Origin of the sequence: Pelagibius sp., from assembly GCF_028289705.1 — a bacterium.
Taxonomy (GTDB): domain Bacteria; phylum Pseudomonadota; class Alphaproteobacteria; order Kiloniellales; family Kiloniellaceae; genus Pelagibius.
In genome coordinates this window covers 46,045-68,795 of sequence record NZ_JANQOI010000188.1, presented here as the reverse complement: position 1 = coordinate 68,795, position 22,751 = coordinate 46,045, and the positions used below count along the sequence as shown (strand labels likewise).

Annotated in this window: 25 protein-coding genes; 16 read left to right on the top strand and 9 right to left on the bottom strand. The window is 66.1% G+C overall.

From position 1 onward, the window contains the following. Positions 1–289 precede the first annotated feature (289 nt). From Q0996_RS24425 to Q0996_RS24415, 3 genes are all read left to right on the top strand, one after another. Positions 290–1,144: a VacJ family lipoprotein gene (locus tag Q0996_RS24425; protein ID WP_299626464.1), complete on the top strand. Its 855-nt coding sequence runs from the start codon at positions 290–292 to the stop codon at positions 1,142–1,144. A gap of 3 nt (positions 1,145–1,147) precedes the next feature. After that, positions 1,148–1,789: a phospholipid-binding protein MlaC gene (locus Q0996_RS24420; protein ID WP_299626461.1), complete on the top strand. Its 642-nt coding sequence runs from the start codon at positions 1,148–1,150 to the stop codon at positions 1,787–1,789. A gap of 99 nt (positions 1,790–1,888) precedes the next feature. After that, complete coding sequence (locus tag Q0996_RS24415; RefSeq protein ID WP_299626458.1) at positions 1,889–2,611, top strand: transporter substrate-binding domain-containing protein; 723 nt, start codon at positions 1,889–1,891, stop codon at positions 2,609–2,611. A 172-nt stretch (positions 2,612–2,783) separates the two neighbouring features. Here Q0996_RS24415 and Q0996_RS24410 read toward each other — a convergent pair whose 3' ends face one another. Then, positions 2,784–3,806: a Gfo/Idh/MocA family protein gene (locus tag Q0996_RS24410; protein WP_299626455.1), complete on the bottom strand. Its 1,023-nt coding sequence runs from the start codon at positions 3,804–3,806 to the stop codon at positions 2,784–2,786. Between the two features lie 174 nt (positions 3,807–3,980). On the opposite strand from Q0996_RS24410, the gene Q0996_RS24405 reads away from it, so the two are divergent. After that, a complete protein-coding gene (locus tag Q0996_RS24405; RefSeq protein WP_299626452.1) occupies positions 3,981–4,424 on the top strand; it encodes a MarR family winged helix-turn-helix transcriptional regulator in 444 nt (147 codons plus the stop codon). A gap of 96 nt (positions 4,425–4,520) precedes the next feature. After that, complete coding sequence (locus Q0996_RS24400; protein WP_299626449.1) at positions 4,521–5,018, top strand: hypothetical protein; 498 nt, start codon at positions 4,521–4,523, stop codon at positions 5,016–5,018. A gap of 52 nt (positions 5,019–5,070) precedes the next feature. On the opposite strand, the gene ettA is transcribed toward Q0996_RS24400, so the two are convergent. Together ettA and Q0996_RS24390 are read right to left on the bottom strand one after the other, a co-directional pair. Continuing rightward, positions 5,071–6,747, bottom strand: coding sequence for an energy-dependent translational throttle protein EttA (gene ettA, locus Q0996_RS24395; RefSeq protein WP_299626446.1), 1,677 nt, complete (start codon positions 6,745–6,747; stop codon positions 5,071–5,073). 92 nt (positions 6,748–6,839) lie between these two features. Beyond that, entirely contained in the window at positions 6,840–7,199 is a 360-nt protein-coding gene (locus Q0996_RS24390) for a helix-turn-helix domain-containing protein (protein ID WP_299626443.1), read from the bottom strand. Positions 7,200–7,296: 97 nt separating this feature from the next. Between Q0996_RS24390 and Q0996_RS24385 the strand changes: the two genes are divergently transcribed. Together Q0996_RS24385 and Q0996_RS24380 are read left to right on the top strand one after the other, a co-directional pair. Continuing rightward, positions 7,297–7,737, top strand: a complete 441-nt coding sequence (locus Q0996_RS24385; protein ID WP_299626440.1) for a GFA family protein — start codon at positions 7,297–7,299, stop codon at positions 7,735–7,737. Positions 7,738–7,850: 113 nt separating this feature from the next. Further along, positions 7,851–8,207 (top strand): VOC family protein, encoded by a 357-nt coding sequence (locus Q0996_RS24380; RefSeq protein WP_299626437.1) that lies wholly within the window; start codon positions 7,851–7,853, stop codon positions 8,205–8,207. Positions 8,208–8,225: 18 nt separating this feature from the next. Here Q0996_RS24380 and Q0996_RS24375 read toward each other — a convergent pair whose 3' ends face one another. The 3 genes from Q0996_RS24375 to Q0996_RS24365 form a co-directional block, all read right to left on the bottom strand. After that, a complete protein-coding gene (locus tag Q0996_RS24375) occupies positions 8,226–8,402 on the bottom strand; it encodes a hypothetical protein (RefSeq protein ID WP_299626434.1) in 177 nt (58 codons plus the stop codon). Positions 8,403–8,565: 163 nt separating this feature from the next. Further along, entirely contained in the window at positions 8,566–9,879 is a 1,314-nt protein-coding gene (gene guaD / locus Q0996_RS24370) for a guanine deaminase (RefSeq protein ID WP_299626431.1), read from the bottom strand. Between the two features lie 241 nt (positions 9,880–10,120). Beyond that, entirely contained in the window at positions 10,121–11,317 is a 1,197-nt protein-coding gene (locus tag Q0996_RS24365) for a urate hydroxylase PuuD (RefSeq protein ID WP_299626428.1), read from the bottom strand. Positions 11,318–11,476: 159 nt separating this feature from the next. Here Q0996_RS24365 and Q0996_RS24360 point away from each other — a divergent pair, with 159 nt between their 5' ends. From Q0996_RS24360 to Q0996_RS24320, 9 genes are all read left to right on the top strand, one after another. Beyond that, entirely contained in the window at positions 11,477–12,481 is a 1,005-nt protein-coding gene (locus tag Q0996_RS24360; protein WP_299626425.1) for a LysR family transcriptional regulator, read from the top strand. Positions 12,482–12,859: 378 nt separating this feature from the next. Further along, positions 12,860–13,783, top strand: coding sequence for a hypothetical protein (locus tag Q0996_RS24355; protein WP_299626422.1), 924 nt, complete (start codon positions 12,860–12,862; stop codon positions 13,781–13,783). A gap of 489 nt (positions 13,784–14,272) precedes the next feature. After that, positions 14,273–15,337: a PP2C family protein-serine/threonine phosphatase gene (locus tag Q0996_RS24350; protein ID WP_299626419.1), complete on the top strand. Its 1,065-nt coding sequence runs from the start codon at positions 14,273–14,275 to the stop codon at positions 15,335–15,337. After that, positions 15,334–15,813, top strand: a complete 480-nt coding sequence (locus Q0996_RS24345; protein ID WP_299626416.1) for an ATP-binding protein — start codon at positions 15,334–15,336, stop codon at positions 15,811–15,813. Before Q0996_RS24350 ends, Q0996_RS24345 begins: the two co-directional genes overlap by 4 nt. Further along, positions 15,810–16,142 (top strand): STAS domain-containing protein, encoded by a 333-nt coding sequence (locus Q0996_RS24340; RefSeq protein ID WP_299626413.1) that lies wholly within the window; start codon positions 15,810–15,812, stop codon positions 16,140–16,142. The genes Q0996_RS24345 and Q0996_RS24340 overlap by 4 nt, the downstream gene beginning before the upstream one ends. 9 nt (positions 16,143–16,151) lie before the next feature. Further along, complete coding sequence (locus tag Q0996_RS24335; RefSeq protein WP_299626410.1) at positions 16,152–16,943, top strand: ABC transporter permease; 792 nt, start codon at positions 16,152–16,154, stop codon at positions 16,941–16,943. 4 nt (positions 16,944–16,947) lie between these two features. Then, positions 16,948–17,787 carry an ABC transporter ATP-binding protein gene (locus Q0996_RS24330; RefSeq protein ID WP_299626405.1) on the top strand — a complete coding sequence of 280 codons (840 nt, stop codon included), beginning with the start codon at positions 16,948–16,950 and terminating at the stop codon, positions 17,785–17,787. Between the two features lie 4 nt (positions 17,788–17,791). After that, positions 17,792–18,826: an MlaD family protein gene (locus tag Q0996_RS24325; RefSeq protein ID WP_299626402.1), complete on the top strand. Its 1,035-nt coding sequence runs from the start codon at positions 17,792–17,794 to the stop codon at positions 18,824–18,826. Continuing rightward, positions 18,823–19,458, top strand: coding sequence for an ABC-type transport auxiliary lipoprotein family protein (locus Q0996_RS24320; protein ID WP_299626399.1), 636 nt, complete (start codon positions 18,823–18,825; stop codon positions 19,456–19,458). The genes Q0996_RS24325 and Q0996_RS24320 overlap by 4 nt, the downstream gene beginning before the upstream one ends. Before the next feature lie 50 nt (positions 19,459–19,508). Here the strand turns inward: Q0996_RS24320 and Q0996_RS24315 are convergent, their stop codons facing one another. The 3 genes from Q0996_RS24315 to Q0996_RS24305 form a co-directional block, all read right to left on the bottom strand. After that, positions 19,509–20,183, bottom strand: coding sequence for a cysteine hydrolase family protein (locus Q0996_RS24315; RefSeq protein WP_299626396.1), 675 nt, complete (start codon positions 20,181–20,183; stop codon positions 19,509–19,511). Positions 20,184–20,482: 299 nt separating this feature from the next. Further along, entirely contained in the window at positions 20,483–21,301 is an 819-nt protein-coding gene (locus tag Q0996_RS24310) for an SDR family NAD(P)-dependent oxidoreductase (RefSeq protein WP_299626393.1), read from the bottom strand. 78 nt (positions 21,302–21,379) lie between these two features. Then, on the bottom strand, positions 21,380–22,591 hold the full coding sequence (locus Q0996_RS24305) for an MFS transporter (protein ID WP_299626390.1): 1,212 nt from the start codon (positions 22,589–22,591) through the stop codon (positions 21,380–21,382). Positions 22,592–22,751: the final 160 nt, after the last annotated feature.

Below are 22,751 nucleotides of genomic sequence, written 5' to 3'. Positions count from 1 at the left end.
GAGTGCGGGTTGGCGAATCCTCCGGCGATTCCTAAGGTGTCGTTATCAGATTAATGCCACTGTCGCGGGGATTCGTTGTTTGCATTCTTATTGACCTCTCGGGGCCAGGCGCTGCGATGCAGATCCCACTTGGGCTTCCATCGCGCCGGCTGGGTGGCGAGCAGGTTATGCATTGGGATGATGTGTTCGCACCGGGGGTAAGGTGATCTCTTCTTTTCCGCAGCGTCTGCGACCTTTTCTCGTCAGTCTTGTACTCACATTTGCTCTTGGAGCCTGCGCAACGGCGCCGGTGAGCGACGAGACGGCATTCGGTCCCGGGCCGGCCATAGAGGCGGCCGCCGGGCAGAACGGGCTTGAAGGCGCCGACCCGCGCAGCGCCCAGCTTGCCCAGAGTAGCTCCGACGACGGCGCCGAAAGCGACGTCGCCGACGATTTCGGGCCGGAACCGGACGACAACGACCCCCTGGAAGTCCCCAACCGCATGTTCTTCGCCTTCAACGAGGCGGTGGACTTCCTGATCATCCGCCCCATCGCCGTCACCTATCGCTTTATCGTGCCGACGGGTGTGCGCAATTCGGTCACCAACTTCCTGCGCAACCTGCGCACCCCGGTGATCCTCGCCAACGACCTGCTGCAGGGCGATCTGGCCCGAGCGGAAACCACCACAGCCCGCTTTTTGATCAACTCGACCATCGGCGTGCTGGGACTCTTCGACATCGCCGCCGATTCGGGCCTGCCCTACCATGACGAAGACTTCGGGCAAACGCTGGGCACCTATGGTGCGGGCGAGGGCATCTATCTGGTGCTGCCGATCCTCGGCCCCTCCTCCCTGCGGGATGCCGGCGGGCGCATCGTCGATCTCTTCCTGGATCCGCTGACCTATCTGGCGCCGGAGAGTGTCAACCTCGGCCGCGCCGCGGCCACCGGCATCGACGCCCGCGCGCGCAACCTCGATACCTTGGATGAGCTGCAGCGCGACTCGCTGGACTTCTACGCGCGCATCCGCTCCCTCTACCGCCAGAACCGGGAAAGCGAGATCAACAACGGCGCGCCGCCCGAGGGGTCACCGGACTTCTCCGAACTGCTCTATCCGGGCCTCGACGAACCCTCCGAGACGGAGCAAAGCAGCGCATCCGTGGAGTAAGCGATGACCGACAGGATTGTCAGACCGCTGCTCGCCCTTGTTTTCGTTTTCGTCCTCGCCGGGGCGGCGGCCGACGGGGCCGCGGCCTTCAACGACCAGCAGGCAGCCCAGTTCCTCAGCGATCTGCAGGAGCGCGCAGCGGCCGAGCTGAGCGATGGCTCGATCAGCGACGACGTCAAGGAAGAGCGCTTTCGCAGCCTCTTCAACCAGAGTTTCGACGTCCCGGCGATCGGCCGCTTCGTCCTGGGGCGCTATTGGCGCGGCGCCTCCCCGCAGGACCGCGATGCCTTTCTGAACGTCTTCGAAGACGTCATCGTCCAGCGCTTCCTGCCGCTGCTCACCGAGAACACCGACAGGCGCTTCGTGATCGGCACCATCACGCCGATCAAGGACCGCGACGACATGGCGTTCATCAATTCCCAGGTGCCGCGGGCCGAGGGCGAACCCTACAAGGTGAGCTGGCGGGTGCGCGAGAAGGAAGGCCGGTTCAAGATCCTCGACATCCGCGCCGAGGGGGTCAGCATGGCCCAGACCCTGAGGTCGGAATACGGCACGGTGATCAAGCGCAACGGCGGCAAGCTCAATGCCTTAACCGAGGCGCTGAGGGAAAAGGTCGCCGGCGGCGCCTTCGCTCCCCGGCAGTAGCAGCCGACAGCCCATTCCAAAGAGCCGCGCGAAGGACCGGCCGGCCACCGCCGGGCGGAGGCCGCACGAGTCCCTTTGCACCGAGACTAGAGAGCGACCATGGCCGCTGACGCCCTATCTGAGCTTTCCGTCCCCGGAACCTTGAGGGCCGGGATCAATCTCGCCAACCGGCTTCTGGTGACCGGTACCAGCCCATCGGGCGATCCGCAGGGGGTCGCTCCGGACATTGCGGCGGCCATCGCCGAGCGCCTCGGCGTTGGCCTCGCCCTGGTTCCCTTTGCCACGGCCGGCGCCGTCGCCGACGCGGCGGAGCAGGACGTCTGGGACATCGGACTGATCGCGGCGGATCCGAAGCGCGCCGAGACCGTCGCCTTCTGCGAAGCCTATGTCGAGATCGAAGCCTCCTACCTGGTGCCCCCGAATTCGCCGTTGCAGTCCATTGAGGACGTAGACCGGCCGGGTGTGCGAATCGCCCTGGTGGACCGTGCCGCCTATGATCTCTACCTGACCCGAACGCTGAAGCGGGCGGAGCTCCACCGCGCGCCGATCCACGCCGAGGCCTTCGCGCTTTTCGTGGACGAGAAGCTGGATGCCATGGCGGGCCTCGCCCCGGCACTGTCGGAGATGGCACAGCAACTGCCCGGCGCGCGGGTGCTGGACGGCGGCTACACCGCGATCCGTCAGGCCGTCTGCACGAAGCCGAAGAACGCCACCCTCCAGGGCTTTGTCGATCGGTTCCTTGCCGAAGCCAAAGCAAGCGGCTTGGTCGCCACGCTGATCGAACGCTACGGCGTCCAAGGCAAACTCAAGGTCGCGCCTTAGAGCCTGCCCAACATGAAGCCTTGTCCCTCAAAGGCTTCCTGCCCTCCGGCCTCCCAGACCGTCATTGCCGGACTTGTTCCGGCAATCCATCGAGGTTCCGGTCTCGGTCTGTCAATGGACCCTCGGGACAGGCCCGAGGGTGACGATATGGGGAAGCCAGAACGATCTGGACCTACGCCGTGTCGCTGGCGCTCCGTTTGATCTCGGCGGTGACGGCGAGGGTCTTGGTGGCCTCGCGGGCAGAGACCAGCGGCGCTTCGAGGCCGCGGACGACTCGGCAGAAGTGGCGCATCTGCTCGACGATGGGATCGGCCATTTCGACCTCGACGGCGGTGCCGGACATCGGCTCCCACCAGCCGCGGGCCTCCCCCTGATCCCAGAGGCGCAGGTTGGGCAGCGCCAGCGCTCCGTGGGTCCCGCCGATCCAATAGCAGGTCTCCCCGGTTTCGGGATAGGCCGGGTTTTCCCCGGCGGTCAGTTCCCAGCTCCAGGGGCCGACAACGCTGTCCGACACGGTGACGCTGCCGAGGGCCCCGTTGTCGAACTGCAGGACCATAGCCGCCGTGTCCTCTACCGCATTGCCCCGGGCCGCGCCGGACTCCCGCGCGACCGCCGCCACGATCTCGCCGCAGAGATAGCGCAGCAGATCGATGTCGTGGATGAGGTTGATGAAGACCGGCCCCGCCCCGGCCTCCCGCCGCCATTGCTGATCGAAATAGGCGTCGGGTTTGTAGAGCCAGCAGGCCGCCTGAACCGCGGTGATGCGGCCCAGCGCGCCGCTGTCGATGATTTCCTTGGCCTTGCGGATGATCGGATTGTGGCGCCGGTGATGGCCGACCAGCAGCGGCACGCCGGCGGCTTCCGCCGCGTTGCTCAGCCGCTCCGCCGAAGCGACCTCGGTGGCGATGGGCTTTTCGATCAGCAGAGGTATCCCGGCAGCGATGCAGACCAGCCCCTGCGCCTCGTGCAGCTGGTTGGGCGTCGCCAGAACGATGCCGTCCGGCTTGTCGGCGCGGAGGATCGCCTCGAGGTCGGCGTGCCAGGGGACGCCACGCTCGCCTGCGTAAGTGCGCGCGGCCTCGCTCGGATCGACGATGGCAACCAGCTCGGCCTCGGGCAGCGCATCGAGCGCCCCGACATGCTGCCGGCCCATCAGCCCGGCGCCGACGACGGCAAGGCGAACCCTTTCACTCATAGAAGATCCCCGACCTCACCTTTCCCCGTCCGCGGCTACGCCAGCGCACCTGCGGGCGGCATGATAGCAACTTCCGGCGAACCTGCCCCGGCAACTCCTTCACGAAACCGCTTGACGAACAGTATATGTATATACATATAAATGAGCACGCCAAACCTATGGACACTTGATGAGATGGCCGCCGAAGAGCACCTGACCCCGGAAAGTTGCATCAGCTATCGGCTTCGCCGCGTGGCGCGGGCGGCAGCCAAGACCTTCGACGACGCCCTGCGCCCGGCGGGCCTCCGCAACACCCAGTTCACCCTGCTCGCAACCTTGCAGCATCTGGGAGAGGCCAGCGTCGGCGACCTTTCCGACAGGCTCGGCGTCGACCAGACCACCCTGACCCGGAACCTGGATGTCCTCGCACGGCATGGCTATGTGGACAGCGCCGCGGCGGCAGACGGCCGTTTTCGTATGCTGCGGATGACGGCTCAGGGTGACGCGGTGCTCAAGCGCGCCCTGCCCCTGTGGCGAAAGACCCAGCATCAGCTCCTGCAATCGCTTGAAGACGGTCGCTGGGCGGAGATGCTGCAGGGGTTGGAGCAGATCGAAGGGGCCTGCGAGCGGGCGCCGTAAAAAATTTTCTGCCGTTACATGCATATACATATATCGATTTGGATCGAGGGTCCCGCATAAGACGGCAGATGTGACTCGTGATGAAGGAGAGAGAATATGGAACCGATGGAAATCTTCGCTCTGCAGTTCGCCCTGAGCTTTGTGGTGATCGCCCTGCTGGCCCGGTGGTACGCCGGGCCCCTGTTGAACAGGCTGGACCACCGCGAGGCTCTGTTCTGGCTCACCGTTCCCCACGCCTTCCGGCACCTCGGGATGGTCTTCCTGGTACCCGGAGTGGTCGCGCCCACCATGCCCGTGTCCTTCTCCGCCGCCGCTGCCTACGGCGACTTGGCGGCGGGCCTGTTGGCGATCGTTGCGCTGATCGCCTTGCACCGCCGTTGGGTTGCCATGATCCCGCTGGCATGGCTGTTCAATGTCGTCGGGTTGCTGGATCTCGCCAACGCGCTCAGCCATGCCGAAGCAGTGCCCCACTTCCAGTCGGCCTGGTACATTCCGACCTTCGTCGTCCCGCTGCTCCTGGTCACGCACTTCATGGCCCTGGGCAGGCTCTGGGCGCGGTTGCGCTCCTCGGGCGGCAAGCTCGCCGAGGGTTGAGAGCCGAACGCACGGGCGCCTCTGCAGGGGCGCCCGTGCGCGGCCCCCGAGCCTAGCGGCTGAGGGGCTTGTACTTGATGCGGTGGGGCTGGTCGGCGGCGGCGCCCAGGCGGCGGTGGCGGTCTTCCTCGTAGGCCTCGTAGTTGCCTTCGAACCAGACCACCTGGCTCTCGCCCTCGAAGGCCAGGATGTGGGTGGCGATGCGGTCGAGGAACCAGCGGTCGTGGGAGGTCACCAGCACGCAGCCGGCGAACTCGACGATGGCCTCTTCCAGGGAGCGCAGGGTGTCCACGTCCAGATCGTTGGTCGGCTCGTCCAGCAGCAGCACGTTGGCGCTTTCTTTCAGCATCTTGGCGAGATGCACGCGGTTGCGTTCCCCGCCGGAGAGCTGGCCCACCTTTTTCTGCTGGTCGCCGCCCTTGAAGTTGAAGGCGCCGACGTAGGCACGGGACTGGGTCTCATGCTTGCCGAGCTGGATCACGTCGAGGCCGCCGGAGATCTCCTCCCAGACCGTCTTGTCGGCGGCCAGGGAATCGCGGCTCTGGTCGACGTAGCCCAGCTTCACCGTCTCACCCACCCGCAGCGAACCGCTGTCCGGCTGTTCCTGGCCGGTGATCATGCGGAACAGCGTGGTCTTGCCGGCGCCGTTGGGGCCGATGATCCCGACGATGGCACCCGGCGGGATCTTGAAGCTGAGATCGTCGATGAGGAATTTCTCGCCGAAGGCCTTGGAGAGATTCTCCGCCTCGATCACCAGATCGCCCAGGCGCGGGCCCGGCGGCACGTTGATGCGCCCCGGTTCCGGTGCCTTGTCGCCAGCCTCGGCCAGAAGCGTCTCATAGGCCTGGACCCGGGCCTTGGATTTGGCCTGGCGGGCCCGCGGGCTCTGGCGAATCCACTCCAGCTCCTGCTTCAGGACCCGCTGGCGGCCGGACTCCGCCTTCTCCTCCTGGGCCAGGCGCTTTTCCTTCTGCTCCAGCCAGGAGGTGTAGTTGCCCTCGAAGGGCAGGCCGCGGCCGCGGTCCAGTTCCAGGATCCAGCCGGCGACGTTGTCCAGGAAATAGCGGTCGTGGGTCACCGCCACCACGGTGCCGGGATACTGTTCCAGAAACCGCTCCAGCCAGGCGACGGACTCGGCGTCCAGGTGGTTGGTGGGCTCGTCCAGCAGCAGCATGTCGGGCTTCTTGAGCAGAAGCTGGCAAAGCGCGACGCGGCGGCGCTCACCGCCGGAGAGCTTGGTGACCTCGGCCTCCCCCGGCGGGCAGCGCAGGGCATCCATGGCGATGTCGACCTTGCGGTCCAGGTCCCAGGCATCGGCGGCCTCGATCTTTTCCTGCAGCTCGGCCTGTTCCGAGATGAGGGCGTCCATTTCGTCGGGATCGGCCTCGGCAAAGGCGTTGCTGACCGCCTCGAAGCGGTCCAGCAGGGCCTTGGTCTCGGCCACACCCTCGAAAACGTTGCCGGCCACGTCCTTGTCGGCATCGAGCTGCGGTTCCTGGGGCAGATAGCCCACCTTGATGCCGTCCGCCGGCCGCGCCTCGCCGTTGATCTCCGTATCGATGCCGGCCATGACCTTCATCAGGGTCGACTTGCCGGCGCCGTTCAGGCCCAGCACGCCGATCTTGGCACCGGGCAGGAAGAACAGGCGGATGTCCTTGAGGACCTGCTTGCCCCCGGGAAAGGTCTTGGAGACACCGTCCATCTGATAGACGTACTGGTAGGAGGGCATGGCTGCTCCGGCGCTGAGGGCTGGTGATCGGGAGACGGGAAATCGCTTCCGGGCGCGGGTTTTAGCCCAACGGGCCGGGCCGCGCAATCGGCTCAGGGCAAACGCCGCGTCATGAAACTCTCGGGCGGGCGCCAGGTCTCCGGCATGAAGCGGTTGGCCCAGTGGCAGATCTCCTGCAGGACCGGCAGCAGCGCCTCGCCCTTCTCCGTCAGCGCGTATTCGAAGCGCTTGGGACGAAGCTGGTAAGGCCGCCTGCTCACCAGTCCGGCCCGTTCCATCTGCGCCAGGCGATGCGTCAAGACGTTGGTCGCGATCCCCTCCGGCGACGTCAGAAAGTCGGAGAAGCGCGTCTTGCCGATGAAAAGATCCCGCAGGACCAAGAGGGTCCAGCGGTCGCCGACAATTTCCAGCGTCGTGGCGATGGGGCAGAGCGAGCGCGGATCGCGGTCCATGGGTCTGTCCTCGGAGTCAGTAACTTGTCACTTGCAAGTGACAAGTTACTAGCCCAGTGTGACGCCTCGTGAAAGAGAAAAAGCACGGGAGACTGCCATGTCCAGCGGCTTCACCGGCGGCTGCCTCTGCGGAGCGGTGCGTTATGAGAGTGCGAGCGAACCCCGGATTACCGTCCATTGCCACTGCGAGGACTGCCGCCGGTCCAGCGGCACCGGCCACTGCACGCACCTGGCGATCCCCGAAGAGGCCTTCAGCATCAGCGGCGCGGTGACGTTCTTCGAGCGCGCCGCGGACAGCGGCAACATGGTGCGCCGGGGCTTCTGTCCGAGTTGCGGCTCGCCCCTCTACTCGACGAATTCCGGGATGCCGGGGATGATCGCTATCAGGGCGTCGAGCCTCGACGACCTGGAAACGGTCAAACCGCAAATGGTGGTCTACGCCAGCCGCGCCGCGTCCTGGGAGCATATCGACAAGGACCTGACGGCCTTCCCCGAGATGCCGCCCAATGCCGCACGGCCCGCCATCGCGCGGACCTGAGCGCGCGCCCGCGGCCCCGACCATGCCAAGCGGTGATTTGCATCTGCCAGCCCCGGTGGCTTGAATAGAGCGGTCCTGGCGGACGGCAACCATCCGACGAAGGGAGGGAGCGCATGATCAAGGGCGTGCACACGATGTTTTATTCATCGCAGGCAGAGGAGCTCCGCGCCTTCATCCGTGACAAGCTGGGCTTCGCCGGAACCGACACCGGCGGCGGCTGGTGGATCTTCGATGCGCCGGAAGCCGACATGGGCTGCCACCCGACGGACTTCGAGGGCAGCCCGGCCTCCGGCACCCACGCCATCTCCTTCTACTGCGACGACATCGAGGCGACGGTGGCCGAGCTGAAGGGGCGCGGCGTGGAGTTCGTGGACGAGGTGACGGACGTCGGCTACGGCCGCGCCATCCACTTCACGGTCCCCGGCGGCTTCCAGTTGGAGCTCTACCAGCCCCACTACAGCAAGGGCTAAAGAGCCGTAGTGTTACGTTCAGTCGTCGCGCTGCTCTTCGCGCTCCCAAAAAGGCTTGCGGTTCGGGTCGCGGGGGCGGCCTTTGAGGCCGGCGCAGGCCGACAGCCCCACGGCGAGGCCGAAACCGGCCAGTAACCGTCCGAAATGCCGCCGGGTGGCGCGCGCTTCGCGCCGCGTCTTCTCGATCTCTGCCATCTCGTCCTTCCTGTACAAAGGTGTGTTCCGGCGCGGGGAGCGCCGGAACTCTGGCTTTCCGATCACCTATGACCGGGAGAAGGGGGATCAAGACGCAGCGATTGCTAATACCAACACAAGGTTGTGATCGAGAGTCGCCGGGTCGGCGCGCCGGGCCGGTCCCTCAGGCGTCGCGCTGGTGCGCCGGCGCACCGGCAACATAGGTGGCGCGCACGGCCCGGTCGTCGCCCAGGGTCATCAAGAGGAAGAGCTCTTCCTCCAGCGTTTCCACCCGCTCGAAACGATGGGCCATGGCCGGCGTCGCCCGGGCATCGAGCACCGTGATATCCGCCTCCCGGCCCGGGGCGAGGGAGCCGATGCGATCCTCCAGACCAAGTGCGCGGGCGTTGCCCAGGGTGATCATGTAGAAGGCCTCCAGCGCCGGCAGGTTCTGGTCCTGCAGTTGCAGCACCTTGTAGGCCTCCGCCAGGGTGCGCAGCAGGGAATAGCTGGTGCCGCCGCCCACATCCGTGGCCATGCCGACCCGGATGGGCGAGGCCCCGTTGCGCGCCTTGGCCAGGTCGAAGAGTCCGGAGCCGATGAAGAGGTTGGAGGTCGGGCAGAAGGCCGCGACCGAGCCGCTTTCGCAGAGCAGCCGGCGCTCGCCCTCCTCCAGGTGGATGCAGTGGCCGAAGAGCGAACGCGGGCCCAACAGGCCGAAACGCTCGTAGACGCCGGTGTAGCTTTCCGCCCAGGGAAAGAGCGCGCGCACCGTTTCGATCTCGCGGCGGTTTTCGCTGAGGTGGGTCTGCATGTAGCAGTCCGGATGTTCCTTCAGCAGTGTGCCCGCCGCCTCCAACTGGGCCTCCGTCGAGGTGACGGCGAAGCGCGGGGTCACGCAGTAGAGCTGGCGGCCCTTGCCGTGCCACTGTCCGATGAGGGCGCTGGACTGGACATAGGCGCTCTCCGGACAGTCGCTGAGCCCCGCCGGCGCGTCGCGGTCCATCAGCACCTTGCCCGCCACCATGCGGGTGTTGCGGCGGTGGGACTCGGCAAAGAAGGCCTCCACCGACTGCGGATGGACGGTGCAGTAGACCGCCGCCGTCGTGGTGCCGTTGCGCAACAGCTCGTCGATAAAGAACCGGGCGACGGCGGCGCAGTGCTCCGGGTCCGAGAAGCGCTGTTCTTCCACCAGGGCATAGCGCTCCAGCCAGTCCAGCAACTGCGCGCCATAGGAAGCGATCACCTGCGTCTGGGGATAGTGGATGTGGGTGTCGATGAAGCCCGGGAGGATCAGTGCATCGGGATAGTGGTCCACCGCCGTGCCGTCAGGGAGCCGCGCCAGCAGGTCGGAGGCCTCCCCGACCGCCGTAATGGTTCCATCGGCGATCTCGACCAGCCCGTCCTCGATGAAATCGTAGGCGGCGCTCCCGGCCTCCCGGGGATCGTCGCGAAAGCTGAGCAGGCGGCCGCGAAGGGCGCGGGTGGTCGATGTCATCTGCGATTGGCCTTCGATGAGGTACGTCCCGGTCGTGGGGCGTCTGCCATGCGGTGGAAGCGAGTAGACGGAACCACTGTCACCCCCACCCTAACCCTCCCCCATCGAGGGGGAGGGAATGGTTTTTCAGGCCACACCGTTCAGCCCCTTCCCCCTTGACGGGGGAAGGTTGGGTAGGGGGTGAGACCGCGAGGTGGTGCCCAGTAAGCATTGAGTGCTCTTAATCAAAGGGTGCCGAAGCCTACCAGGCCGGGGCGCCGGCGGCGATCCAGGCGGCGAGGAGCTGGCGCTCCTCCGGTTCGATCCAGGTGATGTTGCCCGGCGGCATGGCGTTGCTGCGCACCACCTGGGTCTCGATGGCGCGGGCGTAGAGGCGGATCTGTTCCGGCGTCTCCAGCAGCACGCCCTTGGGCGCCACGGTGATGCCTTCCCACAGCGGCTCGGCGGCATGGCACATGGAGCAGCGCGAGAGCACCACGTTCTCCACCTCAGCCATCTCGTAGCCCTCGGGGATGGAGGCCTCCTCGATGGGGGTGGCCGACTGGGCGCTCAGCCAGACGATGGCGACCAGCCCAACGGCGGCGGCGGCCCAGGTCCACCAGGGGCCCTTCTCGCCCTTGTGCTGGGTGTTGAAGAAGTGGCGGATGACCGCGCCCATGACCAGCACAATGGCGAGGATCAGCCAGTTCCACTTGCTGGCGAAGGCCAGGGGATAGTGGTTGGAGATCATCACGAAGATGACCGGCAGGGTGAGGTAGTTGTTGTGCAGGGAGCGCTGCTTGGCCTGCTCCCCGTACTTCGGGTCCGGCTCGCGCCCGGCGATCAGGTCGGCCACCACCTTGCGCTGGTTGGGGATGATCACCAGGAAGACGTTGGCCACCATCATGGTGCCGATCAGCGCGCCCATCTGCATGTAGACGCCGCGCCCGCTGAACACCAGGGTGAAGAGATAGCTGAGCGCCACCAGGAAGACGAAGCCGACCAGCGCCAGCTTGGTGTCGTCCCTGCCGAGCGGCGACTTGCACAGCAGGTCGTAGACGATCCAGCCCAGCGCCAGGCCGACGGCGCTGATGGCCACCGCCATCCAGGGCTCCAGCTCCATCACCGCCGGGTCGATCATGTAGAGTTCGGCCTGCATGTAGTAGACCAGGATCAGCAGCGCGATGCCGGAGAGCCAGGTGGTGTAGGCCTCCCACTTGAACCAGGTCAGCTTGTCCGGCATGCGCGCCGGCGCGACCATGTACTTCACCATGTTGTAGAAGCCGCCGCCGTGCACCTGCCAGGCTTCGCCGCCGGCGCCTTCCGGCAGGCCCTCGCGCTTTTTCAGGCTGAGGTCGAGGTGCACGAAATAGAACGAGCTGCCGATCCAGGCGACGCCGGCGATCACGTGCAGCCAGCGCACCGCCATGTCCAGCCATTCCCAGAACACCATAAGCATTGCTGCTGCCCCCTCTCGATCCCTGTTGGCGGGCTTTTCCTGCCCGCATTCTCCGATCCCTCATGCTAGCGCGGCGGGCCGCTCCGGAGAATTGAGCGCGGAAAGCTATGACTTTCAAAGAAATCCGAATAAACTGTGTCGGCAAGTTGGGGGCGAAGCATGTCGCTTCTGGAGAACATCCGGGTCTATGTGCGGGTGGTGGAGCAGGACAGCATGTCCGCCGCCGGCCGCCAGCTGCGGCTCTCGCCGGCGGTGGTCAGCCACCGCATCCAGACCCTGGAGGCCCACCTCGGCGTGCGCCTCCTGAACCGCACCACCCGGCGGGTCCAGCCCACCGAGCAGGGCATGGCCTTCTACCAGGCCTGCCAGGACGTGCTGGCGGCGGTGGAGCGGGCGGAAAACGTGGCCGCCGGGGTCGGCGGCGCCCCCCAGGGCACCCTCAGGGTGACGGCCCCCCTGGGCTTCGCCCGGCGCATCCTGGCCCCGCTGGTGCCGGAGTTTCTGGAGCTGCACCCGGAGGTCACCCTGCAGCTCCGCCTCTCGGAGCACATCATCGACCTCTTGAACGAGTCCGTCGACGTGGCGGTGCGCATGGCCATCCTCACCGACTCCTCGCTGATCTCCCGCAAGATCATGGACTGCGAGCGGGTGCTCTGCGCGTCGCCCGCCTATCTCTCCGAACACGGGACCCCGGAGAAGCCGGAGGACCTGCTGGACCACCACTGCCTGCTGCTGCGCTTTCCCGGCTCCCAGCAGTACCGCTGGACCCTGCAGTCCCGCGACGGCCCGCGCACCCTCTCGGTCCACGGCCGCTTCGATGCCGATGATGGCGACGTGCTCACCACATGGACCCTGGACGGCCGCGGCATCGTCATGAAGCCGCTCTGGGAGGTCGCCGAGGAGATCCGCGACGGCCGCCTGGTCCCCTTGCTGCTCGACCACCCGCCCGAGCCCGCCAGCCTTTCCATGCTCTACCCCCACCGCCGGCTCCTGCCCGCCAAGGTCAAGGTCTTCGCCGACTTCGCCGTCTCCCGCTTCGCCGAGGAAGTCGCCAAACACCTCGACGGCCTCAGCCTGGAGAGCCTGCGGCAGGCAGCGGCGGAGCCGGCGAAGAAGACGGCGGGTGGCCGCAAGAGAAAAGAAGCGGCCAGCACCAAAGGCTGACGCGGACAAAGGCGAGGCCAGGGCGGTTGAAACGTCGGCACAACCAGACCGGAAGCAGATCAACCCGACCGTCTCGAGCCTCTCTGCCAACATCCGAATTTAGGTCCGCAAACAACCGAACACCTGCGGCTTGCAGTTGGGCCGGGAAGCACCAAAACCGTTCGATTTAAGGATGCGAGTTGTGCCCTCTCAACGGCAGAGGCTGACCCGGCGCGGCTACTCGGCTGTGATGACATGAACAACAGCTAGGCGGGACAAACGGAGCCTTCACGGTTAAGGTAGCGATGACAATGGTTGAATCTCGCCGGCTAGGTTCCCGTTTTGATCATAGGTTTTGACGATTAGCGCACGCTAGTGGGAAGCGGAGACACAACATATATGACCGAACAGCTTCTTTCGAGAATTCCCAATTGGCTCTTCGCCCTCGCGTCATTGCTACTCGCCGTAGCGGTAGCTTATCAGGTTATAGCTGGCCGCCCAATTGTGTGCGGAGGCACATTACTGCCAGCGAAAGACGAGCAATGCAGACCTCAAATGCACGAGCTCTCGCGAAGCGCTATGTCAGAGATTGCAGCAATTATCGCTAGTGAACATCAAGACGTACTGCCACCTGGTCCTCCCGGAATACAGGGACCCGCTGGACCCAAGGGCGAGCCAGGTTTGAATGGTAAACCAGGAATCGACGGCTCGTCGATTTCGGTTAGCGAATTGGCTGATCACTTAGTTTCTGAGTATGCTGACGTCCTCAGAGGTCAAGATGGGCAACCAGGCGCAGATGCTCAGCCAATTGCCCTCGACCAACTTGCTACAAAAATCGCAAAAGACCACGCAGATATACTTCGAGATAGCATAGCAGAAACCCGCAGTACATATTCGGTAGAGGAAATTGCTCAAACAATCGTCTCGAAACATCAATCTGACTTAGTAGGCGCAATTTCAGAATCTGCCCGTGCGGAGATCCGCGAGCCAAACACTGCTAGCCCGGACATTCGTGTCTTGTCAGGTCGTTGGATTGGAAGATCGACATGCGGCACCGTGAGATCTACGACAGTCGCGCTCATTGCAAACCCAATTTCAGAAACCGAATTGGATGTGATCGACCCAGATTATCCCAACTGGTCAACTGGGAAGTTCTTTTATGACGGGCAGACTGAAGATGGGCAAATTAGGCTAATTTTCCACAAGGAAAGCAATAAGGTCTTTGAGATTAGATCAGGCATCTCGTTGATCGTCGAGAACTCTCGAAAGATCGGGCTAAATGACGACAGGTGCCAAGTATCCCTAGTGAAGTCAGGTGAGTGACTCACGGCGGCCGCTTCCCACTTGTATTTGAGGCAAGACTTGGAAAGCGTCCGCGCCCTGTTTGCGCAAAACCGCCGAATTGGGCTCTTTCCGGTCATTGTGGCGCCCTTCAGAAATGGCCGCTTGTGGCCGATTCGTGCCGTAGTTGCTCGATCCAACCGAATGACCATTTGGGGTTAAGACCGGAAACTTTAGGTCGCTTAGTCGAACTGCGGTCCGTGCTCCAGAAGCGGACCTTGTGCGAAAGACGCCAAGGGACACCCACAACGCCAGCATGGGCGGGAAGATGTTGATTGGGCGATTGGTGCCGCTCATTTGGAATGATCGGTGTTGGCCGGGTGAGTCAAGCCTCGCATTCCGATCAGACTGGGACGAAAGAGCGCCTGGGCTGTGGTATCGGCGTCGTGCCGGGTTGACCGTAAATCGTTAACAAACCTCGCAAAGCGTCTCCATCCCGGCCCAAGGGATGGTTAACCTTTTGCCAATAAAATGGTGGGCCTTGCACCCCAGGGGAGCTTTGCGCGCCACGCGATGCCGGACCAGCAGCAGAAAAAGGCGGCCGAGACCATCGGCAGCAGCCTGGCGGAGCGGCTGACCTTCCTTGCGGATCTGAGCCGCCGGCTGGCGGGTGCCGAGAATCCCAGCGCGCTGCTGGAGACGCAGTTCCCGGAGATCGGGGCTGAGCGCGGCTCGGCCGAGGGCGATGACGCTGCCTTCCTGCGCGCCGTCTCCGGGCTCGCCGAGCTGGCCCGGGAAAACGCGGCCTTGAAGAAGCGCCTGGACGACCAGCTCAGGGTCGGCGACAGCCTGGAGATGGCGGCCGACCTGCAGCAGAGCCTGCAGCCGGCCTGCGCGCCCGGGCAGTTGCCGATCTGGGGCGTCAACCTGCCGGCCCGCAAGGTCTCCGGCGACTTCTTCGACTTCTACCGCCTGGACGAGACCCGCATCGCCTTCGCCTTGGGCGACGTCTCCGGCAAGGGCATGAACGCCGCCCTTCTGATGGCCAAGACCATCAGCCTGTTCCGCTGCCTGGGCAAGCGCATCGAGACCCCGGCGAGGCTGCTGGAAGCGATCAATGCCGAGCTTTGCGAGACCGCGACCCGGGGCATGTTCGTCACCATGGTGGCCGGCCACTATCAGACCGCCAACGGCACGGTCTGCCTGGCCAACGCCGGGCACCAGCCGCCGCTGCTGCGCGGGCGCGACCGCAGCTACACCTCCCTGCCGGCCTCGGCGCCGCCGCTGGGCATCCTGCCGTCAATCCGGCTGCGCGACGAGCCCGTCGACCTGGACGGCGGCGAGCTTTACCTCTTCACCGACGGCCTCACCGAATACCGCTACACCAGCGGCGAGCAGCTGGAGGTCAGCGGGCTGATCCAGCTCATCGAGGCCCTGGCCGAGGCGCCTCTGGCGCAGCGCCTGCAGACGCTGTTGGAGACCCTGGACCAGGACGCCGGCTGGGAAGCCCGCGACGACCTGACGGTGCTGGCCATCGACGATTCCTGGGTGCACGGCGACGCGGCCGTCGAGCACCGGCTGCGGGTGATCCCATGAGCACCCCCGGCGCCGAATGCCTGATCGAGCTGCGCTTTCCGGCGCGCCCCGACCGCATGGTGCTGGTGCGCGAGACGGTGCGCACGGCGGCGCGCTACTGCGGCTTCGACGAGCTGACCACCCGGGACATCGTGCTTGCCGTGGGCGAAGCCTGCCAGAACGCCATCCTGCACGCCTACGACAACCGCAACGTCGGCCAGATCGTGCTGGGCATCCTGCGCAGCGCCGACAGCCTGGTGCTGCGCGTCACCGACTACGGCGAGACCGTCGATCCCTCCAAGATCAAGCCGCGGAACCTGCAGGACCTCAGGCCCGGCGGCCTGGGCACCCACTTCATCCAGGAACTGATGGACAGCGCCGACTTCGGGCCCTCGCCCGACGGCATGGGCAACGTCCTGCAGATGACCAAGAAGACGCAAAAGACCGGGAAGACCGGGAAGACCGGGAAGACCATGAAGAGAGGTATGGAGCCATGAGTGAAGCCGTCCGCGAGGAGCAGGGCCGGCTGGTGATCGAACTGGGCGGCGAGATCGACCTCGACCGGGCACCGGAGGTGCGCAAGCTGCTGCTCGACTGTGTCGGGCGCGGGCGCGACCTGCTGGTCGACCTCTCCCAGGTGACCTACATCGACAGCTCCGGGATCGCCAGCCTGGTGGAGGCGCTGCAGCGCGCCGACCGGGCGGGCCTCGGCCTGGGCCTGGTCTCGGTCTCCGCCGAGGCCCTGCGGGTCTTCGAACTGGCCCGGCTCGACAAGGTCTTCGCCATTCATTCCGACCTGGGCAGCGCCCTGGCGGCGGCAGGCTAGGGGCGCGTCATGCTGCGGGTCGCCGAAGGGATCGGACGGAGCGTGGTGCGCGGCGCCGAGGAGGTCGGCTTCGCCGGCGCCCTCTTCGTCGAGTCCCTGCTCTGGGCGGTCTTCGGCCCGGCGCGGCGCCAGCCCGTGCGCCTGCCGGCGGTGGTCACCCAGATGATGCAGATCGGCGTCGGGGCCCTGCCCATCGCCACGGTGCTGGCGGCCACCATCGGCCTGATGCTGGCGATCCAAAGCCTCTACAGCCTCAGCCTCTTCGGCGCCGAATCCTTCGCCACGGTGGGCATCGCCCTGGCCGTGGTGCGGGAGTTCGCGCCGCTGATCGTCGCCATCCTGATCGCCGGGCGCTCCGGCTCCGCCCTGGCGGCGCGCTTCAGCACCATGATGATCAATCAGGAGGTGGACGCCCTCAAGGTCATGGGCATCTCGCCGGTGCGCTTCCTCGTCGCCCCCTCGCTGATCGCCATGATGATCATGGTGCCGGCGCTTACCATGTGGGCGATGCTCGTGGCGCTGACGGCGGGGGGCCTTTTCGTCACCGCGAGCCTGCAGCTCTCCATGGCCGCCTACTTCGCCGATGTGATCGCCATCCTGTCGGTCAACGACCTGATGCACGGCCTCGGCAAGAGCGTGCTCTTCGCCGCCCTGGTCGCCCTGGTCTCCGCCGTCAACGGCGCGCTGGCCGACGGCGGCGCCGAGGGCGTGGGGCAGCGGACCACCCGCGCGGTCGTGCAATCCATCGCGGCGATCATCATGGTCGACATGATCTTCGCCTTCATCGTGACCAGCGGGTGAGACCATGGCCGTAGCCGCCCAAGCCGCCCCGCCCCCGACCACGGAGTCCGCCGATGCGCCGGTGATCCGCGTCGAGGGGCTGCAGGCGCACTACGGCGCGACCCAGGTGCTCCACGACGTCGACCTCACGGTGGCGCCGGGGGAGATCATGGTGATCATGGGCGGCAGCGGCTCCGGCAAGTCCACCCTGCTGCGCCACCTGGTGGGGCTGACACGACCGACCGAGGGCGGGATCGAGCTGCTGGGCCTCGACATCACCCGCGCCGGCGCCATGGAGATGCTGGGCCTGCGCCGGCGGATCGGCGTTGCCTTCCAGGGCGGCGCCCTGTTCAGCTCCATGTCCGTGCTCGAGAACATCATGCTGCCGCTGCGCGAGCACACCCGGCTGGACCGCAAGACCATGGAAATCATGGCGCGCCTGAAGCTGGAGGTGGTGAACCTGGCCGGTGCTGACGCGCTGATGCCGGCCCAGCTTTCCGGCGGCATGCTGAAGCGCGCGGCGGTGGCGCGGGCCATCGTCATGGACCCCAAGCTGCTGTTCTTCGACGAACCCTCCGCCGGCCTCGACCCGGTGGTCTCCTCGGCGCTGGACGACCTGATCCTGAAGCTGCGCGAGGCCATGAACATGAGCATCGTCGTGGTCACCCACGAACTGGAAAGCGCCTTCAAGATCGCCGACCGCATCACCGTGCTGGACCAGGGCCGGATCCTGATGGTCGATGACGTGGCCGGCATCCGCCGCTCCGACAACGCGCGCATCCAGAACCTCTTGAACCGGCGCTCGGACGACTCGGAGGTGGACGCCCGCGCCTATCTGCAGCGCCTGACCGGTGAAGCGAGTTAGCACCATGCGACATCAAGGACTGAACTACGCGCTCGTCGGCGCCTTCGTGATCGCCATGCTGGTGGCCGCCGTGGCCTCGGCGGTGCTGCTGACCGGCGGGGCCGGCGCTCACGACCGCTACAGCGTCGTCTTCGACAACGTGGCCGACGTGAAGTTCGGCACCCAGGTCCGCTACGAGGGCTTTCCCGTGGGGCAAGTCGAGGCCATCGAGCCGCTGGCCGAAGACGGCACCACGCGCTTTCACCTCGATGTCTCGGTGCGCGAGGGCTGGGTGATCCCGAAAGACAGCATCGCCCGCATCCAGAGCTCCAAGTTCCTCGGCGCCAAGACCGTGGAGATCACCCGGGGCCGCTCGGCCACCGCGCTCGATCCCGGCGCGCGGATTCCCAGCGCCCCGGCCGCCGACATGTTCGCCGCCATGGCCAGCGTCGCCGGCCAGGTGAACGAGCTGTCGCGCGACAGCCGGAAGCCGCTGATGGCCCACCTCAGCGACCTGGTGACCAATGCCAACAGGCTGCTGGACGACGACGTCGCGCCGCTGCTGGGCTCCCTCAACGCCGTGGCGACCGACACCCGCGGGCGCATTCCGGAGATTACCGGGGAGTTGCTGTCCTTCACCGAGGAGCTCAACGTCACCCTCACCTCCGTCCAGGCCCTGCTCTCCGAGCGGAACGTCGCCGATGTCGAACAGACGGTGCGGAACATCGAAACCGTGTCCCGGGATTTCGTCACCATGAGCCAGTCGGTGCAGGGCACCCTCGGCCAGCTCGACAGCATCGTCAGCGACCTGCAGGGCCTGGTGGAACGCAACGAGGGCAACGTCAACGCGGCCCTGGACGACACCCGCTACACCCTGCGCTCCATCGCGCAGAACATCGACACCATCAACCACAACCTGGCGGGCACCACCCGCAACATGAACGAGTTCAGCCGCCTAATCCGGCAGAACCCCGGGCTGCTGCTGGGCGGCTCGGCGCCCGAGGAGGTGAGCGTCGATGGCCGGCCCTCGCCCTCCGTGAGTCAGAGGGAAAACCGATGAAACGCTGTCTGCCCCTGTTTCTCGTCGCGCCGCTCTTGGCCGGCTGCCTGGGCTCGGCCCCGCCGGTGCCGCGCGATCACTACTATCGCCTGCTGGTGCCGACCCCCGCGCAGAGCGCCGAGGCGAGCCTCTTGCCCGGGGTAATGACGGTGGAACTGCTGCAGGCCGACGGTCTGCTGCGCGAGCGCCCATTGCTGTACAGCGAGAGCGGCGAGTCCTACGAGCTGCAGCAGCACAACTACCACTACTGGACCGACGCGCCGCCGCGCATGCTGCAGGACCAGATGGTCGCCTATCTGCGGCGCAGCGGCGTGGCGCGCCTGGTGGTTAGCCCCGACATGCGGGTGCGCGCCGACTATCAGGTGAGCGGCAAGGCCAAGCGACTGGAGCGCCTGCTGGGCGGCGGGCCGCCGCGGGTCTTCGTCGAGATCGAACTGGCGCTGCTGCGGGTTTCCGACGAGACCCTGCTGGTGGTGGACAGCTACGGCGCCGAGGAGCCGGCCGAGGACGAGAGCGTGGAGGCCGCCATCGTCGCCCTCAACCGCGCCACCGCCCGGGTCTTCGAGCGCTTCCTCGTCCAGGTCCGCGCCACCGCCGACCGCATGGCCCTGGAACAGCGGGTCGGCGGGTAGAGCGAGCCGGCGGGCAAAACTAGTCGGCGGACAAAACTAGTCGGCGGCGCCTATCGTGCCGCTTTCGCCGGCACCTCGGCCCGCAGCTCCGCCAAAAGGCCGCTGGTCGTGACCTGGCGGCAATAACCCTTCAGCATGTCGAGCGCGGATTCGTGGCGATCCTCGGTAAACGCGGTGCAGGCGTCGGTGACCAGGGTCACCAGATAGCCCAGGTCGCAGGCGTCGCGCACCGCGCTTTGGACGCAGTGGTCGGTCCTGATGCCACAGATCGCCAGCTGCTTGATGCCGAGATTGCGCAAGACGTAGTCGATGTTCGTCGAGATGAAAACCGAGGAAGAGGACTTCGGCAGTACGATCTCGTCCTCGGCCGGCATCAGCGCGTCGACCACCCTGCCCTCCCAGGATCCCTTGGGGATGTTGAAACCGCTGATCTTGTAGTCGAGGCTGCGGTCGCGCCCGTCCCGGGTCAGGCTTTCGATAGTGGTGTAGAGCACCTCCACTTCGGCGCCGCGGCAGGCGGATCGCAGCCTTTGCATCTTGGGAATCGTGACGCTTTCCATCCGCCGGAAATAGGCCCCGTAGTCCGCTTCGAGCTGCTCGGGCGAAAGATGGGTCAGTTCGCCGCCGTCGCGGCGCACGCAGTAGTTCTGCACGTCGACGATCAGCAGGGCCGACTGCTGCGGGTCGAGGGGGAGATCACGGGTCAGGATAGCGCCGGCTGGCATGGGTCGATCGTCTCTCCAGTAACATGGCGACCACGATAGAGCACCGGCGCAGCGGAGGGAGTCAACGCCAAGTGCGACCCTTCGATAGCAAACTGATTAACAAGGCAGTTCCGCAATTGACCTTGTGCTTCGAGGCGGCCGCTGCGCAGCCTCCTCAGTATTCAGTATGAGGTCAATCGTCCTAACGCCTCGCCTTACCCGGGGGAAGCCCCCAGGATCTCGAGTGGAGCCCGTCTCGAAGGATGCGCCAAAGCCGCCGGACCGGCGTGCCGCTCTGTTGGGCGCACATCTTTCCTGGCCTACTGAAACTTCTCCGCCCAGTCCTTGTGCCAGCGCGACAGCGGCGGGCGGTTCTCGATGATATCACCGACGCCCCAGAGCATGCGCCGGTGGTCCATCTCGTTGGTCACCTCGTTGTCCGGACAGATGATGTAGAAGTCGCCGCGCTCCAGCGCTTCGATCAGCACCGCGACCACCTGGTCCGGCAGCCAGGCGCCGGGCTGGTGCTCGCGCTTGCCGGTGGTGGTCCAGCCGGGCACCAGCAGATGGGCGCTCACCTGGCAGCCCTCGGTGTTACGGAGCTGGTGCTGCAGTTGCTCGGTGTAGGTCTTCAGCGCCGACTTGGTGACGTTGTAGATCGCGTTGCCCGGCGGGTTGGTGATGCCCTGCTTGGAGCCGGTGTTGACGATGGCGGCCGGACTGGCTTGCGCCCGCATGCGCGGCAGAAAGGCGCGCTCGGCCATCACCGCGGCCCAGAAGTTCACTGCCATGGTGTGGTGCCAGTCGTCCAGCCCCTCGTCGGTGCCGCCGGAAACACGCGCGGCGGCGTTGTTCATCAGGATGTCGGTCCGTCCGAAGCGCTCGTAAACCGCCGCGCAGAGCGCGTCCAACGACCCTTCGTTGCCGACATTGGCAACGACCGGAAGCACATCCGCCTCGCCATCGCGCGCCAGCGCCGCCACCTCGCCCGCCGCGGCCTCGAGGTCGCCGGCCGCGACGTCCGCCAGCACGGTCTTGAGGCCCATCTCGGCGAAGCGCTTGCAGGCGGCCAGACCGATGCCGGAGGCGGCCCCGGTGACGACGGCCACGCGGCCGGGCTGAAGAAAGGCTTGGGTCATCTGCGAGGTCCCCTGCTGGTTTGGTTGCGCGAGAACGCCGACTCTTGCAAAGCCAGGCGTCGGCGCAAACCGAAAAAACTAAGATTTCCTCGGCAGCAGCACGGCACAGAGGATCGCGACGGCGCCGCCGACCGCCAGGGTCGTGAAGGCGTAACCCCAGGCGGAGGGGCCCGGCGTGAGATCGAGGGCGAGGCCGAAGACGGCGGGGGAGAGCGCCCCCGCCCCGACCCCCAGCACCGAGCGCAGGCCCAGCACCCGGCCCAACTGCTCGGGCGGCACGGCATCGGTCATGGCCGAGGAGAGCACCGAGGAATCGCCGATGGTGGCGAAGCCGTAGACAGCGGCGATCACCAGCAGCAGGGTCACGCCCGCCCCGCTCAGCCAGCCGATGGAGAGCGAGCAAAGCGCCCCCAGGACGGCGAAGGCGATGAGCACCGCGCGGGCGCCGAAGCGGTCCGCCGCGTAGCCCGAGAGGAAGGAGGCGAAAAAGCCCGAGAGGTGGAGCGCCAGCGCGGTCCAGAGCCCCAGCTCGATGGCCGACATGGTGCCGCGGGAGAGCACGGCGGCGGCCAGGAAGGCCGGGATCCAGGCCCAGGCGCCGAAGAGCTCCCAGCAGTGACCGATGTAACCCAGGGTGAGCAGGCGGGAGCGGCGGCGCCGCGCCAGATCGAAGGCGCCGCCCGTCGCGCCGCCGGCCGATACCTGATCCTGCGCCTGCCGCACCGCAACGTACCCGAGGCCCCAGCCGAGGACCGTCGCCAGGGCGGTCCAGAGGAACGCCGTCTCATAGCCGTAGAGCGAGAGCAGCGCCGTCGAGAGGAAGATCGAGATCACATAGCCCGCCGACATGCCCGCCAGCACCCAGCCGATGGCCGAGGCCTTCTTCTGGGCCGCGGTGTTGGCGGAGACCAGCATGATGGCCGGCGTATAGGTGCCGCCCTGGGCAAGCCCCATGAGGGCGACGCAGACCAGCGCGCTCTCGAACGACCGCGCAAAGAGCGCGAAGAGCAGCGCCGCGGCGGCGGAGAGCAGGTTCGCCAGGGCGAAGATGCGCCTGGCGCCGATGCGGTCGCAAAGGAAGGACGCCACCAGCAGCGAGACCGCGAAGGCCGCGGTGAAAACGCCCTGGACGATGCCGCCCCGGGTCGCCGTCATCTGCCATTCCACCAGCAACACGCTGAGGCAGGCCGGATAGGTCATGAAGATGACCGTCGTACAGACCCGCGCCAGCACCAGCAGCGGCAGATTGATCTGGCCCGTCGATTGAGGACCGCTGGTGGGAGGCGTCATGGAACGTTATCCAGGAACGGTGGTGGCGCGTTGTGGATGCCACGCGGGACGCGCGGTGCCGAAGGTTGACGGCAGACAGTTGGGAGTGGCCCAGAGGCTACAGACTACTCTCTCAAAGCCACACTCTGCGATATAGACCCGCGTCTCTCGCTAACAGCCC

What these genes read in the sequence shown, in the direction of transcription:
- Q0996_RS24420 (WP_299626461.1), top strand. Translation starts at nt 1,148, where the DNA reads ATGACCGACAGGATTGTCAGACCGCTGCTCGCCCTTGTTTTCGTTTTC.
- Q0996_RS24415 (WP_299626458.1), top strand. Translation starts at nt 1,889, where the DNA reads ATGGCCGCTGACGCCCTATCTGAGCTTTCCGTCCCCGGAACCTTGAGG.
- Q0996_RS24410 (WP_299626455.1), bottom strand. Translation starts at nt 3,806, where the DNA reads ATGAGTGAAAGGGTTCGCCTTGCCGTCGTCGGCGCCGGGCTGATGGGC.
- Q0996_RS24405 (WP_299626452.1), top strand. Translation starts at nt 3,981, where the DNA reads ATGGCCGCCGAAGAGCACCTGACCCCGGAAAGTTGCATCAGCTATCGG.
- Q0996_RS24400 (WP_299626449.1), top strand. Translation starts at nt 4,521, where the DNA reads ATGGAACCGATGGAAATCTTCGCTCTGCAGTTCGCCCTGAGCTTTGTG.
- ettA (WP_299626446.1), bottom strand. Translation starts at nt 6,747, where the DNA reads ATGCCCTCCTACCAGTACGTCTATCAGATGGACGGTGTCTCCAAGACC.
- Q0996_RS24390 (WP_299626443.1), bottom strand. Translation starts at nt 7,199, where the DNA reads ATGGACCGCGATCCGCGCTCGCTCTGCCCCATCGCCACGACGCTGGAA.
- Q0996_RS24385 (WP_299626440.1), top strand. Translation starts at nt 7,297, where the DNA reads ATGTCCAGCGGCTTCACCGGCGGCTGCCTCTGCGGAGCGGTGCGTTAT.
- Q0996_RS24380 (WP_299626437.1), top strand. Translation starts at nt 7,851, where the DNA reads ATGATCAAGGGCGTGCACACGATGTTTTATTCATCGCAGGCAGAGGAG.
- Q0996_RS24375 (WP_299626434.1), bottom strand. Translation starts at nt 8,402, where the DNA reads ATGGCAGAGATCGAGAAGACGCGGCGCGAAGCGCGCGCCACCCGGCGG.
- guaD (WP_299626431.1), bottom strand. Translation starts at nt 9,879, where the DNA reads ATGACATCGACCACCCGCGCCCTTCGCGGCCGCCTGCTCAGCTTTCGC.
- Q0996_RS24365 (WP_299626428.1), bottom strand. Translation starts at nt 11,317, where the DNA reads ATGCTTATGGTGTTCTGGGAATGGCTGGACATGGCGGTGCGCTGGCTG.
- Q0996_RS24360 (WP_299626425.1), top strand. Translation starts at nt 11,477, where the DNA reads ATGTCGCTTCTGGAGAACATCCGGGTCTATGTGCGGGTGGTGGAGCAG.
- Q0996_RS24355 (WP_299626422.1), top strand. Translation starts at nt 12,860, where the DNA reads ATGACCGAACAGCTTCTTTCGAGAATTCCCAATTGGCTCTTCGCCCTC.
- Q0996_RS24350 (WP_299626419.1), top strand. Translation starts at nt 14,273, where the DNA reads ATGGTGGGCCTTGCACCCCAGGGGAGCTTTGCGCGCCACGCGATGCCG.
- Q0996_RS24345 (WP_299626416.1), top strand. Translation starts at nt 15,334, where the DNA reads ATGAGCACCCCCGGCGCCGAATGCCTGATCGAGCTGCGCTTTCCGGCG.
- Q0996_RS24340 (WP_299626413.1), top strand. Translation starts at nt 15,810, where the DNA reads ATGAGTGAAGCCGTCCGCGAGGAGCAGGGCCGGCTGGTGATCGAACTG.
- Q0996_RS24335 (WP_299626410.1), top strand. Translation starts at nt 16,152, where the DNA reads ATGCTGCGGGTCGCCGAAGGGATCGGACGGAGCGTGGTGCGCGGCGCC.
- Q0996_RS24330 (WP_299626405.1), top strand. Translation starts at nt 16,948, where the DNA reads ATGGCCGTAGCCGCCCAAGCCGCCCCGCCCCCGACCACGGAGTCCGCC.
- Q0996_RS24325 (WP_299626402.1), top strand. Translation starts at nt 17,792, where the DNA reads ATGCGACATCAAGGACTGAACTACGCGCTCGTCGGCGCCTTCGTGATC.
- Q0996_RS24320 (WP_299626399.1), top strand. Translation starts at nt 18,823, where the DNA reads ATGAAACGCTGTCTGCCCCTGTTTCTCGTCGCGCCGCTCTTGGCCGGC.
- Q0996_RS24315 (WP_299626396.1), bottom strand. Translation starts at nt 20,183, where the DNA reads ATGCCAGCCGGCGCTATCCTGACCCGTGATCTCCCCCTCGACCCGCAG.
- Q0996_RS24310 (WP_299626393.1), bottom strand. Translation starts at nt 21,301, where the DNA reads ATGACCCAAGCCTTTCTTCAGCCCGGCCGCGTGGCCGTCGTCACCGGG.
- Q0996_RS24305 (WP_299626390.1), bottom strand. Translation starts at nt 22,591, where the DNA reads ATGACGCCTCCCACCAGCGGTCCTCAATCGACGGGCCAGATCAATCTG.